14 protein-coding genes are annotated in these 14,494 nt (G+C 33.2%); 2 read left to right on the top strand and 12 right to left on the bottom strand.

From position 1 onward, the window contains the following. Positions 1-49 precede the first annotated feature (49 nt). The gene (locus NE544_RS02580) at positions 50-1,075 is read left to right on the top strand and encodes a peptidylprolyl isomerase (protein ID WP_118114823.1); all 1,026 of its coding nucleotides are present in this window, start codon (positions 50-52) and stop codon (positions 1,073-1,075) included. Beyond that, positions 1,075-1,974, top strand: a complete 900-nt coding sequence (locus NE544_RS02575; protein WP_256268221.1) for a hypothetical protein — start codon at positions 1,075-1,077, stop codon at positions 1,972-1,974. The genes NE544_RS02580 and NE544_RS02575 overlap by 1 nt, the downstream gene beginning before the upstream one ends. Before the next feature lie 23 nt (positions 1,975-1,997). On the opposite strand, the gene NE544_RS02570 is transcribed toward NE544_RS02575, so the two are convergent. The 12 genes from NE544_RS02570 to NE544_RS02515 form a co-directional block, all read right to left on the bottom strand. Further along, a complete protein-coding gene (locus NE544_RS02570; RefSeq protein ID WP_117924795.1) occupies positions 1,998-2,270 on the bottom strand; it encodes a DUF4176 domain-containing protein in 273 nt (90 codons plus the stop codon). Positions 2,271-2,282: 12 nt separating this feature from the next. Beyond that, a complete protein-coding gene (locus NE544_RS02565; RefSeq protein ID WP_256268220.1) occupies positions 2,283-3,077 on the bottom strand; it encodes a hypothetical protein in 795 nt (264 codons plus the stop codon). Next, positions 3,064-3,237 (bottom strand): hypothetical protein, encoded by a 174-nt coding sequence (locus NE544_RS02560; protein WP_227993150.1) that lies wholly within the window; start codon positions 3,235-3,237, stop codon positions 3,064-3,066. Before NE544_RS02560 ends, NE544_RS02565 begins: the two co-directional genes overlap by 14 nt. Further along, positions 3,230-3,514 (bottom strand): WXG100 family type VII secretion target, encoded by a 285-nt coding sequence (locus NE544_RS02555; RefSeq protein ID WP_118114820.1) that lies wholly within the window; start codon positions 3,512-3,514, stop codon positions 3,230-3,232. The genes NE544_RS02560 and NE544_RS02555 overlap by 8 nt, the downstream gene beginning before the upstream one ends. Before the next feature lie 12 nt (positions 3,515-3,526). Beyond that, a complete protein-coding gene (locus tag NE544_RS02550; RefSeq protein ID WP_117571493.1) occupies positions 3,527-3,820 on the bottom strand; it encodes a WXG100 family type VII secretion target in 294 nt (97 codons plus the stop codon). A gap of 201 nt (positions 3,821-4,021) precedes the next feature. Next, entirely contained in the window at positions 4,022-7,120 is a 3,099-nt protein-coding gene (locus NE544_RS02545) for an FtsK/SpoIIIE domain-containing protein (RefSeq protein WP_256268219.1), read from the bottom strand. 98 nt (positions 7,121-7,218) lie between these two features. Further along, positions 7,219-8,973 (bottom strand): hypothetical protein, encoded by a 1,755-nt coding sequence (locus NE544_RS02540; RefSeq protein ID WP_256268218.1) that lies wholly within the window; start codon positions 8,971-8,973, stop codon positions 7,219-7,221. Continuing rightward, positions 8,970-10,295, bottom strand: coding sequence for a protein kinase family protein (locus tag NE544_RS02535; protein ID WP_256268217.1), 1,326 nt, complete (start codon positions 10,293-10,295; stop codon positions 8,970-8,972). The genes NE544_RS02540 and NE544_RS02535 overlap by 4 nt, the downstream gene beginning before the upstream one ends. Next, a complete protein-coding gene (locus NE544_RS02530) occupies positions 10,276-11,232 on the bottom strand; it encodes an FHA domain-containing protein (protein ID WP_256268216.1) in 957 nt (318 codons plus the stop codon). Before NE544_RS02530 ends, NE544_RS02535 begins: the two co-directional genes overlap by 20 nt. 575 nt (positions 11,233-11,807) lie before the next feature. Continuing rightward, positions 11,808-13,115 (bottom strand): hypothetical protein, encoded by a 1,308-nt coding sequence (locus NE544_RS02525; RefSeq protein ID WP_256268215.1) that lies wholly within the window; start codon positions 13,113-13,115, stop codon positions 11,808-11,810. A gap of 8 nt (positions 13,116-13,123) precedes the next feature. Continuing rightward, entirely contained in the window at positions 13,124-13,663 is a 540-nt protein-coding gene (gene epsC / locus NE544_RS02520; protein WP_256268214.1) for a serine O-acetyltransferase EpsC, read from the bottom strand. Positions 13,664-13,707: 44 nt separating this feature from the next. Beyond that, on the bottom strand, positions 13,708-14,442 hold the full coding sequence (locus NE544_RS02515) for an NAD-dependent protein deacylase (protein ID WP_118114812.1): 735 nt from the start codon (positions 14,440-14,442) through the stop codon (positions 13,708-13,710). Positions 14,443-14,494 lie beyond the last annotated feature (52 nt).

Genomic DNA, 14,494 nt, shown 5'->3' with positions numbered 1-14,494 from the left:
TAAAAAGATATCTCGTATAATTGAAAAGACATTCTCAAGGAGGTTAATTATGACTGATATTTTACGAAATAACTGGTTTGTCGTACTTATTGCCATCATCATTATTGGTTTTATTGGCTACTTCATCTACGACACCAATAAAGATAATGTTTCCGCAAAAACAACCAACAATGAACAAGTTGTTGCTTCCATTAATAAGGATGACATTACCGCTGATGATTTATATGATGAATCCACACCTTATGATGGCTCTACTATCTACAATATGTATAAAAATGCCGTTATCGATCAATCTATCAAAACTACAAAAGATTTAAAGAAACAGGCAAGCACATTAGAGTCTAATATTAAATCTAACGCATCTAGTCAAAGTGATGACTATGAATCTACACTAACAACAGAACTTGCTAAATATGGTTATGCATCCTATGAAGAACTTAATGATTATTGCTTAACAAGTGTAAAAGAAAAAGAAATGAATAAAAAATATATCACTAAACATTTTGATGAAGTGAAAAAGGCTTGGGAAGAAAAAAATCCAAGAACCGTATCCATTATTAAGATGGATGTTAGCGATGCCGATAATCTAACAGAAACAGAAGCTAAAAAGAAAAGTAATATTGATAAGGCTTTAGAAAAAGAAAGCTTTGCGGATGTCGCTAAAGCCTTCTCTGAAGATTCAAATACCGCTAATAAAAATGGATTTGCAGGATATGTAGATTCAAACTCAACAAGTTCGGATTCAAGTTCAACATCAACGGTTCCTGCTGATGTTGTAACAGCTGCAATCGGCCTTAAAAAAGGTGAAACAAGTGACTGGATCACAGTTACAAGTTCAAGTGGAACAAGCTTATATAAGGTATATGTAAAAGAAACAAATTCAAAGAAGATTTTTAACGCAAAAAGTGACACTGTTTCAAACCAAGCATTGTATGCCATCTTAAACAGTGATTCTTCTCTTTCATACAAGATTTTAGATTCGTATGCAAAAAAATTAGATATTAAATTCAACGATAAAGATACAAAGAAAAAATTCGACAGCTATGTAAAAACAACTTATGGAGGTGATCAATAATGAAAAAGACACCTATATTATTCGTATGTGCTACCATGATGTTGACAGGATGCTCTGGAGCTACCGCAACCATCAAGGATAAAGATGAAACAATCATGACTATTGGTGATACAAAATACACTAAGGGTGATGAATATGAATTATTGAAAGTATCAACTGGTACAGATCTTACAATGGAACTTGTAAAACAGGCTATCTACAAACAAGAAGTCAAAGTTACAAAGGAAATGAAGGAAAAAGCACAAGAACAAGTTAACAACTACAAAGAAAACATGGAAAACTTTAATGAACAAATTCAATCATTGGGCTACAAAAATAGTAAACAATATATGAATAAAGTTCTAATCCCAAGTTTACAAGCAAGTGAATTAACCGAAAAATACTTCACAGACGCAAAGAAAGACGTCCAAAAAACATATAAACCAAGTAAAGCTCGTATCATTCAATGTGAGAATAAGGCAACTGCTAAAAAAGCTTTGAAAGCATTAAAGAGTGGAACAGATCCAGAAGAAGTAGCTCAACAATACATGGTTGATTCTGCAAAATATTCTGGAAAAGAAACATTGATAACGACAAAGACTACGGATTTATCAACTCGTTTGATCAATACATTGTCAAAGACAAAAAAAGCTGGAGTCATTGACGAAGTCTTCACAAACGAAAGCAGTGGAACAACATATGCATATGTTGCCGTATTAGTATCCAATACATACAAAGACATTAAAGATGATGTATATACAACATTGAGCAGTGATGATGATGTCACAAAAGCTTGTCTTGTTTATTATTTAAAGAAATATAATTTTGAAGTACACGATCAAGATGTATTCAATAATTTAAAGGCAAACAATCCTGAATATCTAGTTTCTAGACCTGATTTATCTAAATCAGACGACTAAACAAAAGGCCATTAGACAATAGTCTAGTGGCCCATTTTTTTCATCATTTCATCCAGTTCAAACCGAAAATTAAATTCTTCTATATCCTGTAACCCTATATAGAATAAACAATCTATATCCTCATGATCAAATACGTAACAATGCTCCTTATCCATATAGCCTTCTGGCCATAAACATCCCGCATAATCATAGAGTTTTTTTGTCTTCATATTTTGTTGAAGACGCCCCATGATCATTAATTTCTTTGTCCCCTCTTTTAAAGTGACAACACTACCAATCGGTAATAAATCTTTCATGCCGACTCCTTTCTAATAACTTACGTTGATTTTAAAGCCCAGTCCCGCAATAAAGCCAAGTTTTGAGCCGATTTCCCACTCCCTGCTAGAAAAATGATAAGAGAAATTAGCCTCTGCACTACCTACACTTCCTTGTGCCGTTAAAGTGACTTTCGCCCCAAGAATGTTCAATACACAACGTGTTTCGCCGCGTAAGGCTGCAACACCAACTCCAGCTTCAAACGACTGTTCTTTCCTAGAAAAAGCAGCTTTACAAGTCGCATACGCAACACCAACTTGCCCTGTTGCTCGAGCGCTCGCATAAACTTTTGAATTTCCAATACGCGCATTTACTGTAGAAGATAATAACGCTAGACTTGACTCGGCATTTAATACTATACGCGGATCAAATTTCTTGTTCTTCCATATTCTTGCACTAATACTCGATTTAATTTCTCCATCAAGAAGTGTGGCATCGGCCCCTACATGGAAATAAGGCTTTGTGTAATTTTTATTCCATTCTTTAAATGACTTTGTATAGCGAACTGAACCATACGAATAGCGACTCTGTTTTGTCAATTGTGAAACTAAATTCAAGTTTGTATACTTGATCAAATTCACCTTTCCAGGTTTCCAAGCACTTTGTTTGTGCTCGCAAGACTCAATTAAAGATGCACTCTTCGATAAATAATTCGCAATATCCATTATTTCTTTTGCGATGCGATATTGCCTTTCATTAATTGTCGGATCTTTTGAAGATAGAGGCCTAGAAGCGAGCGCCTTATATTCAAGACTTAGATTTTGACAAGCTATACTATCGCCGTTCACGATTCATAATCCCCTGCATCTGAATTTGAATCAAATATTGAATTCGACTGACCTTTTGATTCACATAGACAAACTCTTCATTCGATACAATATTTTTTGTCTGATTTAACAACGCACTTAAATCACTAGACAAGGCATTGTAGAAATTTATCTCATTCATAACGCATCAAAGATTGTTCGTTTTCCTGATATAGATTTGCGGTTTGATGTAAGTACGTAGAAAAGCGTGCTAACGTATCTAAATACGACATCATTGCTGGATTCAACGTTTGAAATTGTTCCATAAAGTATTTCGAAGCTGGAGATTGCCAAATAGATTCCACATAATACATTCTGGATTCAATTTCGTTAAATACAGTTCGAATCTCATTGGCATACGCATCCACCTGCTTAGAATATGCCATTACATCTTCACTTGATATTTGAATTTGTGCCATACTTTTCTCCTTCTACAACAACAATCTAGCTTGTGCAACACGATCTTGTTGAAGCTGTTCATAAACCGAAGCTGTCTGCTTCAATACATTGCTGTATTCTTGAATCACTTGATACATTTCATTTAATGAAGGTCTAAATTCTTCTAGCTGATTTTGAAAAGCTAAATGATCTACACCCTGCCAGATACTTTGCATCTGCTCCACTTTTTTATAAAGATTCTGAATTAGATCATTATAGCTATCCGCTTTGTTTTTTACATAGACACTTGCTTGATATACTTCAGAATAATCCACTGATATTTTCATTTTTACCTCCCATAGATTAAGATATCGCCATAAGCGATTTGATTTTCTTGAAACGTTTTATTTAAAGCTAAAAAATAATTTCCTGTCACATTAAACACATACTGTATTTCATAACCTAAAAACTCATTCAAAAACATTTTTACAACATACAATTGAGATACATATACCATTCTTAGATCAAGTGACAAATATATACCAACCTCATTCACAAATACCAACCCCTTCATTTTGATCTTTAAAAAAGACACAATCAAAATGTTCATATGGAAGCTTTCGCTTTAACATATATCCATATTCTTTTAAACCATAACCAACCCATACAATTTGAGCATTGTATAGTTTCTTTTGAAATGCATCCTCATTCAATAAACTAACATCTACACACACGACATATACATCACTCTCTTGATGCCAATCACTCGTAATTTTTAAATGTGCTAAACTCTCACATATACGATTTACTTCATGTACATAATCCGTATGCATATATAAAATGAACAACTTTTTTGTTTCATCCATAAAAACCGGTCGATCACCTTTACATTCAAAACCAATACAATTTTTATCCTTATTGAATATCATCGATTTTGTAGCTCTTGATTTAAGATTTGTTTCTTTTATCTTTCGATATAAAATTTCAACATATGTATTGTGATACAGCGTCATATTTAGATACGAAGGCAGATGGTAGGTGTCAAAAAATATCCGTTTATCATCTAAACTCTCTATATCAAATACATACTTATTTAAGATCCATTTAAAATTTGTATTTTCATTATTCGTAACCACAAACGAAATTACACGTTCATCCAATTCAGAAAGATCCAAATTCTCATCTTCAAAAATGATACAAACACCTTCATGAATCTTTGAAAAATAGCGAGATTGAAAGAAACTAAAATCAACATAGGAATCCAACATATTTGTTCCATAGACATAGATTGTTTCATTTTCAAAATACTTGATCAAACGATATACAATATCTAGACTTTTTGTATAAAACAACTGTATTGACATAAATTCAATTTCACATTGTTTTTGTTCAAAAGGAAGATCTAACACACCAAATACATGTTCCGGAATGTCTTTCGGTAATAACACCCATTCTCTTACTTCCTTTAAATCATGAATTTGATCCTTTAATACATCCATGACACGCTTACCCGCATGATGTTTTGAATGCAGTACTTCCTTTTTCTCGTTGATTTCACGCCAACATATTTCATCTATTGAACTTTGTAAATAAAAACTTCGACAAGATTGATTCTTTTGTTGGTGTTGAAGAATCATATCACCTGGATTTTTTAAATGATACGCCATTTCATTTTGAAGCATTTCACGACTATCTTGTATACTACTCACATGAAAACAAGCTCGCCAAGTTGTATTGGACCAAACTTGATCATCAATGATGCCAGAAGGTTTTTGTGTGCTTAAAACCAAATGGATGCCTAGTGATCTTCCAATTCGTGCAATTTCCTGCAGTTGTGACATAAATTGTGGAAATCGCATTTTCAATTGGGCAAATTCATCCACAAAGATCCATAAATGTGACATTGTATGGATCTTATTGTAGGAATGAATATCCGATACTTTTTCTTTTAAGAACAAGCGTTGCCTTTTCTCCAATTCATAATTCATGCTCTGAAAGAAACGTTCCATAGATTGTGCATCTAAATTGGTCACAATTCCTGCACAATGCGCAAATTCATAAAAGGGTTGTCCAAAGGCACCGCCCTTAAAATCGATCAATACATATTGAAATTGTTGAGGTGTATTATGCCATATCAGCATCATCAAAAGAAAACTAATAAATTCACTCTTGCCAAAACCTGTCATTCCTGCAACTAAGCCATGAGGCCCATACTCTTGAAAATCCATAACAACAATTTGTTGGGACTCATCAATACCTACGGGAACTTTCATTACATACTCAGATTTTCGAATAGGACCTATTTTGATTAGTTGATCATAGAAATTTGAATCTTCATTCCGCAATACAAACCGTTTTCGATCTAAGCTTAATTCTGTTATCGCAATTGTTTCAATTTGGTAGTCATAATGGAAAGATGGTTTTTGGTTCCCCACATAAATCAAACAATAATACGACTTAGGAAGATATTTTCCTTCTACATCAACGACAATTGTATCGGTATCGATTTTTTCACAAATAGCACAATAGGGATTTAAAAGAATTTGTTTCATTCCATCAAACTGTTGAAGCCATACCCATTTACGTTTTTGTTTGGAATACCACAAATAATTTTCAAATAAAATAATACTTGCCTTCACATCGCCTTGAATCCAACAAACCTCTCCATGTCTCAAAAATATAGGAACTTGTACAAATTGATTTAAATTTGAAATTAACTGTTCTCTTTTCTGCATCAACTCATCAAGTGCATATTCATACGAAACTTCACGATAACTTATTTTGCACCACGCATTGTATGCACACCCGACATAGATCACATCTCTGTTTTCGTGTTGATATGTATCTATATATTTAGTAATATATTCATCCATCTGCTTTTTAAATGTACCTTTAGATATAACACCCTTTTCATACATCTTCTCTATGTAGGCATTATACATATCGATACTTTTTGTGCTCTCTTTTACACTTAATTTGTATTGATAATTCCGGTTGTAAAGGCCATACACCATAAAAGTAAATGCCATTGTCAAAGAGCTGATCATACTTGTGAAGAGTGATTCTATTCTTTGTTTTTGAAGATACCCAATCAAAATGGACGAGATAAAACCAGAACTTGCGATCATACAACTCGGTCCTATCGCACTAAAAAGACTTTGTTTTTGAACTGTACGCATAATTTGTGGCATCTGAATATCAAATTTTTGAACCTTTGGCATTTCAACATTTAAACAGGACGGATAATATACTGCATTTTTACAATCTAGCTCTACATTACTATAAGGATTATTGACCATATCCAAAAGCACATAGTTTTTAAAATAAATCATGCGAATGTTCGCAAACACAATTTCATCCTGCATACAAAGGCTGCATCTTTTAACTCGTTTCGAATTGACATACGTACCGTTCAAACTATCAAAATCCTGTAATACACCTTCTTCAATTTGAAAATGATACCTAGACACTCCATTTGTACATAATTGAATATCACATGCTTCACTTCTTCCAACCTTTATCTTTTTAGAAATTGGAAAATGGCACATTGTACTTTCTATTTCTTCTAAATAAAATAAAACTTCACCTAGAATACACGATTCGCCATATCTCAATATTTTTTTAGATTGATTCCATACGATACACACACCATTCCTTCTTTTTTCAAAGAAGTACTTTGAAAATGACTTTGCGCAGTTCAAATCAAAGTAGTGGCAGGATTTGTCTGTGTATACCCATAGTTTGATCATAATTTAAAGATTTGTTTGAGCCACATCCTTATTTTCTGTATAGAGGTGATTCTCACAGCTGACCTTTTGATTTCTTCTTTTTTTAATACTTTGCGATGCTTTGTCTTTACCTCAATTGAAGTCTTTTTCTTTTTTAACGAAATCTCGACAAAATCATGTCCCACCACATCTTTTTCAATCTGTACACGTTTACCATTGACTAAAACATACTCGATCTTATCTTCAGACCATATTTGTACCTTATTCTTTTTACGCGTATAGTGAATTTTGGGCTTAGAAACCTTTTGAATATGTTTCGTATTCTTTTTTAAGACCACTTCATTATCTTCATTTACAACCCAGACACGTTCAAATTCAACCACTTCATCTTTTTCTAGAACTTGTTCACTTTTTGAAACCATTTCAATCTCTTTATCGGGACTAAATACAAATTCATATTCTTTCTTTTCTAGGTTCATCAGCACATCATTTGTATATGTCACAATTTTTAATACATCATCTTTCATCATACGATTAAAGACTTTCTCAAAATCCATATCCATGAAAGTATCATTTAAATAGTATTCCACCCGCATATACGCATTTGCATCATCATACTTGTATTCTAGACTGGGTTGTTTCTTTAAATTCATGCGATCCACAACCCTTTCATTATTCATAAACAACTGACTTGAAGGGGCTTTTTTATCGATTTGGACATAAATTTGATCACTTACCTCATGTCCATATATATCTTTGGCATACGCACTCACACAATAGATGACATCCTGATTCTGTATGGCTGGTAAACGAATCGTTTCATTGAGCGCATAGCGCGTTTTAATACCATTGAGATCCACATCTATATATCCTATTTCTAATTTAGATACATTACGGATTGCTTTCACAATGACATCCTCATTGGATAGCTTACTTGAAGGAGTTAATGTGACTATTGGCAAAATATTAGAATATTCAATAGAGCCTTCGATACTTTTTTTAAATTGTGGATACTCTTTATGTTCTAACTCAAATGTATACTTTCCATTTTTTGAATGATCAATCAACACTTTATTTTTGTCTTCTAAATCGAGTGAATAATAATATATACCATCACAATATACATGCAGATTAAAAGCCTGTTTACATACAGATTCAAATTGCAGATTAGAATGATTTTCTTTTGTGTACACGACAGAATTTAATAAACATTCAGGATATTCAATAGGTAAAATTTTAATTTCTCTTTCCAACTTATTTTGTGCAATATCTGTACAGATTATTCGTAAAGATTTATTTTTGGATGTAACATCCACATCAAATTCAAGTTCTTCACAATCCATTTGTTCATCATCTAAATAAACCTCAATACTTTTCACATTTTGTTCGAATATCTTTACATGAATAGTTTCTTTATCTTCTAAAGGAAGCACATCTATGATATTTTGATTGCCTGCATTGAATACAATATCTGGTATTGTCGTATCTAATAGAATTGTTTTTTCACCTTCCTGTAAAGCATAACCATCTATATCTTTTAAAATAAATACAAGCTGCGTGATTCCTTCTTTTTGAATATCGATAAAAGTATGTTCTTGGTTTAAATCAATTTCTTTGCCATCATAAATAACTAAACTAGAGTCTCGATCCACTTTTTCATCAAAGAACAACTCAACATTTCCTGTCGCAGAGGCCACACCATTTATAAAGCTTTCTGTTTCCTGCCAATATATAAAATCTGTATATTCAACATCTTGTAGAGAAACAATCATAGGCTCCTCCAAAATTCATAAAGATCTTTCCATCTTTCACTTTTTAAATTGTCAATAAAAACCACTGGAATTTCCATATTTTCACTCTCCTTATTTCGTAATAAAAGTACATATTCCAAGTAATTACATCCTAAATTTTCAAATTCGGCTTGATACGTTTTTAATGTCTCTGGATTTATACTTTCAATCCATTCTTTAATCGGTTGAATCGAAATTTTAATTTCTTTATGCAAACCAAACTGAAGACATTGATTTAAAACGTTCAATTTATCTTTTAGAAGCAAGTTATTTGAATTAACCAGCTCAATACACGTATCAATATGTGTGGCATCCGGATTTAAATACACCAACACAAGTGCTTGAAGCTCTGGCCATTTATCTAAAGAAACACGATCATATACATATCGAATCAAAGTAGCATCTTTTGTCGCTATTGCCTCCTCCATTAAAAATAAAGATGCCTGTTCATTGACATATACTTCATCCAAGATCCATCCATTAGAGATCCACGTATATAAACGATCTTTTTTATCAGACTCTTTATACGCTTTTTCAAATAAGGCAATTTGATGATGGGTGTAGTACGCATCAAAGACACTTTTTGGACTTGTACGGAAGACAGACAGAATACATATAGAAAGTACAAGCAAGATTCGAATGATGATATGTATAAAAATCAAGTTCTTAAATGTGGATAATCGAGATATTCTTCGCTCTTGTTTTTGATGACACAAAAGAACTATGGGCATCATACTTATGCCGAAAAGTTCTTGAATCAAAGAACCAAGTGCATAGATATCACAACGAATATCTTTTTCAATCAATGTTAATAATTCAGGTGCACAATTGGATTTTGAAGCCATCACTGCCACATGCGAGTGATTTTCAATACATGCGTTAAAATCAATTAAATAAAAATGGTTCTGATAATAAATAATATTTTCAAGTTTTAAATCAATATAGAGATAGCCAATCTGATGCAGATCTTGCAGGACTTTTAAAACATCAATTAGCAAGCGATACTTTTTGAATAAACAACGATGGTTTTGAAAGTATTGTCTTGCGTTGATTCCTGGAATATACGTTTCGACAAAACATTGTGCAAAGTCTTCTTCAAAACAAGTGATCAAGCTAGGGACATGGATCGAATTTAAGTTAGAGAGCACATTGATCTCTGTTTTAAATTGATGTTTATATCGTTTTGTTTCATAATCTGGACAGATTTTTAAAATATAAACACACGTACTCAATTCATCCATAACACGATAAACATTGGCATTATAGGTATGTATGACCTTATATCTATTGTTCTTTAAATTCACACACGACATCACCAAATCGTATCGTCATGCCATCTTTTAATCGCATCTTACGTTTCACTTCTTTTTCGTTCAGATACGTCTTATTCGTACTCTTTAGATCTTGTATATAGTACCGATCATTTTCACATACGATCTTGGCATGTTTTAAAGATATACTCGCATCCTGTATACGGACATCACATACCATCGCTCTTCCCACTAGATTGATTTCATTGCACAATGCATATTTTTCCTGATCGCATAATAGGTAGGCATAAAAATCTACTTTTACTTGTAAAAGCTGTGTTTTTTCTTCCAAAACAGATTCAACAGGCTTCTCTTTATGGAAAGCTTGTATGGGTTCTTTGACTTTAAATGTCTGCATTCTCTTGTTTTTAAAGAAAGAAAACTTTTTCGGATAATATAAATTTCGTATATTATCCAGACCTAAGACAAGATTGGGTAAACTAAACTCAGCACTCTTTAAAAACTTCAATAAAAATCCAGGGATTTCAAAAGCGGTTGTAGTCTGCATTGTTTTTGCGATGTACTCCACCCATTTTTCTGACATAACCTTTTGAAACATCCAGTTTGATATTTGAATGGGCACCACGACAAACGCAAAGCGGTCTCCAAAACTAGAGACAAATACGTAGTCTGGGTCAAATAGAACTGGTTTATTGCGATTGGATGCGATGGCTTGTTCAAATAACTGATGCAAGAATATATAGCCTTCTTCTTTTTCAAACACATACTGACTTAAAAAATCATGTAAAGGAATATAGCCTTCTATCGCATACACCATCGATGCCGTTTTTTCGTTCGTCAACATACAAGGCAGACAAAAATCATCGTTCGATAATCGATCAAAAATGGATAGGTCGAGTAATTCTGGATTTTTCAAATGAACATACAAGTGGTTTTCATCCATGTGATCTTGTTCAATCCATTCGGACATCTCATCACCTCCATACTCTTAAACGTTTTTTTTAGCACTTTTTCCAGAAAACTTTCATTATTTTTTTGATTTTTTGAGTTTTTTTGTCTAAAATGAAAAAATGATGAAATTTATAACATATATTCACGTTTATTTAATCCAAGCCATCCTGAATTTCCTTCCATTTTGCTGGATTGACGTCTTCTATGACAATCAGACTTATATAGGAAATCAACTACATCACCCCATATATTTATTTCTATGGGCCTTTAGTTCAGCCATTGGATTTTATTATTATTCAAAAAAAATATGGGAGAAATATAACGTAAATTACAATAAAAAAAATCATGCCCTAATCTGTTTAGGCATGATTCTTTCATGTAGTATTCCCTATAACGATATAACACTTTTAAAAGACCTTCACGTATGGCTTTCCATTCTTTTTGTAGCCTGGTTTATCCTTGAATGGTTTCTTTATATTCCGGTTCACTTAAATAAAAACTCAATCCTGTTTTTTATCAACATTGGATTGAGTTTTGTGTTCACATTTATGTTTGGCCACATTACTGGCTTTTGCGAAATCTATTTTTCATTTACTACGAATATTCTACTTCATCACTGGATGTTTCAGGATTGATCTTTTCAATCTTATCTAAATAGTTTTTCGCTTTTTTCACAAAATACATACGATTTCCGAGCTCAAGTACTTTTTCAAAATACAAGCGAGCCAATTTATAATCTTCTTCTACAAATGAAATCAGAGCAATGTAGTAACATGAATCTACTTGCTGGAAAGGAAAATTCGCTCTTTGTAGACCTTGTAAATAATATTTCTTACAGGTATTCAAATCCCCATCCATTAGATGGATTTTATTTTCAATGGCCGCCATTTCTTCACTTTGAATCATGACACCCGCACGTCCATAATGAAGACGAATATTTTGTGCCTCTTCTTTACAACGAGATAAAGCCTCTTCATCTTTCAACATATAATAGATGTAAGACATCAATGACCAATATTGTAAAGAACTCGATGCATCCTTACGTGGATAGCTGATCAATACATCTTGAGCAAGTTCAGCATCATTTAAATAAATCAAGCATTGTGCAAGCAATGTGTGCTGGCTCAAACGTGTATGTCCCTTTGAATTTGTGCAATAGTAAATAATGGCACTCGCACAAGCCTCAGGATTACAATCTTCATATAATAATTTTGTGATTGGTAAAAGTGATACAGCACGATAACGTAACACTAAATTAAACGCAAATAAGTAGAACATCAACAATACAGCTAGAAGCATCATGTTATTCACGGCAATTAAAATCGCAAATAGGGCAACAATACCTAACGCATAAATACCTGTTAATTTACGCACATTTTTACGACAAGTCTTTGCGAGATCCTTATAAGACTCATCCAATTCATGATGAATCTTATACATACGAACCAATTCATCATCACTTGTAAAATTAAATTCGCGACGTTCTTTCGAAATGTTTTTACGTAAACTTAACATTCCATAAATACATACAACAAATGCAGGCACAACCAAGATGGCACCTATATAGATCATGTATTCAGGTAAAAAGAAAATCAAACACATAACGATCCATGGGCTGATGTTGAATCGTGATGTTACATATTGTCCAATATAAATGATATTGATGATTCCTGAAATCAATAAGGCATCACCCACATATAAGATCCACATATTATTTTGTAGATACGTTAAAACCTGTTTCAGTGATTCTGTATCTACACCTGGCACAGAACTTAATGAACTCGACAACATATCCGAACTCATATCTATACCACTTGCAAATACAACCGCACTTAAGCAAAGTCCAACTAAAAAAGCTATAACTAAAGCTATTAAATGGGATTTACAACGATATTTCCACATACAACCACCTATTTCTTCTCTACTATTCTTGCAGGAATACCTACTGCAGTTGCCCCTTCAGGAACATCTTTTAAGACGACCGCATTTGCCCCTACACGACACCCCTTTTTCAAAGTGATATTTCCTAAACATTTTGCGCCACAGCCAATATATACACCATTCTCTAAAGTTGGATGTCTTTTGACATGTTGCTTTCCTGTACCACCAAGTGTGACACCATGATAAAGCTGACAATCATCCCCGATAATTGCCGTTTCACCAATCACAACTCCCATACCATGATCAATCATCAAGCCACGACCAATCACAGCACCAGGGTGAATTTCAATTCCTGTCCAATGCCTTGCTCGATTGCTTACCCAACGCGCAATAAATGTATGATTATGCACCCAAAACCAATGGGCAATACGATGTAAACCAATTGCCTTAATATGTGGATACAACCAAAACACTTCCCATTTTGAATGTGCTGCCGGATCTAACTGCATTGTTCTTTCTATGTTATATAATCCATCACGGATAAAAGATTTCTTGTTTCTTTCTGACATGATAAAATTTTAGTTTATTTATGTCTAAATTTCAAGTTTAGTGTTTATTTCACATAAACTTCACATAGTGAATCATCTAAAACCTTACCAATCGAATCATGAATCACAAGATCCGCCTTTGAATCCATATTCGTACTATCTTTATTGATCAAAACCAAATGTTTGCCATGAAAATAGTTAATTAAACCAGCCGCAGGATATACAACAAGACTTGTACCACCTACAATTAAAAGATCTGCCTGCTCAATCGCATGAATAGCCGAATACAATGTATATTCATCTAAGCCTTCTTCATACAAAACAACATCTGGCTTAATGATGGCACCACACTTGCTACATCTAGGAATACCTTCATTATCTCTTAGTTTCATCATATCCTCTAGAGAATATTTTGTTTGACAATGCGTACAAGTATTTCTTAAAACACTTCCATGTAATTCATAGACCTTTTTAGAACCTGCCATCTGATGTAAGCCATCAATATTCTGTGTCACAATCCCTTTTAGCTTTCCCATTTTTTCAAGCTTTGAAAGAGCATAATGCGCCTTATTCGGTTGGGCATCTGGATAAATCATCTGATTAAAGTAAAAATCAAAGAATTCTTTAGGATGACTTAAATAAAAACTATGTGACAACATAATCTCAGCCGGATATGGATACTTCTTTTTATATAATCCATTGTCACTACGAAAATCTGGAATATTACTTTCTGTAGACACTCCAGCACCACCAAAAAATACTATATTATTACTTTCTTGAATCCAATCTTTTAAAGACATAACATCACTTCCTGAAACTATTATACCTCCAAACAAGAAAAGAAAGGAAGAT

This window comes from Holdemanella sp. MSK.7.32, assembly GCF_024460475.1.
GTDB lineage: Bacteria > Bacillota_I > Bacilli_A > Erysipelotrichales > Erysipelotrichaceae > Holdemanella.
Note: the sequence above shows the minus strand (reverse complement) of the source record. Positions and strands in the feature narration are given on the sequence as shown.

Excerpts from the sequence above, each read along its gene's own strand:
- NE544_RS02555 (WP_118114820.1), bottom strand. The coding sequence starts at position 3,514 with ATGGCACAAATTCAAATATCAAGTGAAGATGTAATGGCATATTCTAAG.
- NE544_RS02515 (WP_118114812.1), bottom strand. The coding sequence starts at position 14,442 with ATGTCTTTAAAAGATTGGATTCAAGAAAGTAATAATATAGTATTTTTT.
- NE544_RS02530 (WP_256268216.1), bottom strand. The coding sequence starts at position 11,232 with ATGTCCGAATGGATTGAACAAGATCACATGGATGAAAACCACTTGTAT.
- NE544_RS02570 (WP_117924795.1), bottom strand. The coding sequence starts at position 2,270 with ATGAAAGATTTATTACCGATTGGTAGTGTTGTCACTTTAAAAGAGGGG.
- epsC (WP_256268214.1), bottom strand. The coding sequence starts at position 13,663 with ATGTCAGAAAGAAACAAGAAATCTTTTATCCGTGATGGATTATATAAC.
- NE544_RS02525 (WP_256268215.1), bottom strand. The coding sequence starts at position 13,115 with ATGTGGAAATATCGTTGTAAATCCCATTTAATAGCTTTAGTTATAGCT.
- NE544_RS02550 (WP_117571493.1), bottom strand. The coding sequence starts at position 3,820 with ATGAAAATATCAGTGGATTATTCTGAAGTATATCAAGCAAGTGTCTAT.
- NE544_RS02560 (WP_227993150.1), bottom strand. The coding sequence starts at position 3,237 with ATGAATGAGATAAATTTCTACAATGCCTTGTCTAGTGATTTAAGTGCG.
- NE544_RS02580 (WP_118114823.1), top strand. The coding sequence starts at position 50 with ATGACTGATATTTTACGAAATAACTGGTTTGTCGTACTTATTGCCATC.
- NE544_RS02575 (WP_256268221.1), top strand. The coding sequence starts at position 1,075 with ATGAAAAAGACACCTATATTATTCGTATGTGCTACCATGATGTTGACA.
- NE544_RS02540 (WP_256268218.1), bottom strand. The coding sequence starts at position 8,973 with ATGATTGTTTCTCTACAAGATGTTGAATATACAGATTTTATATATTGG.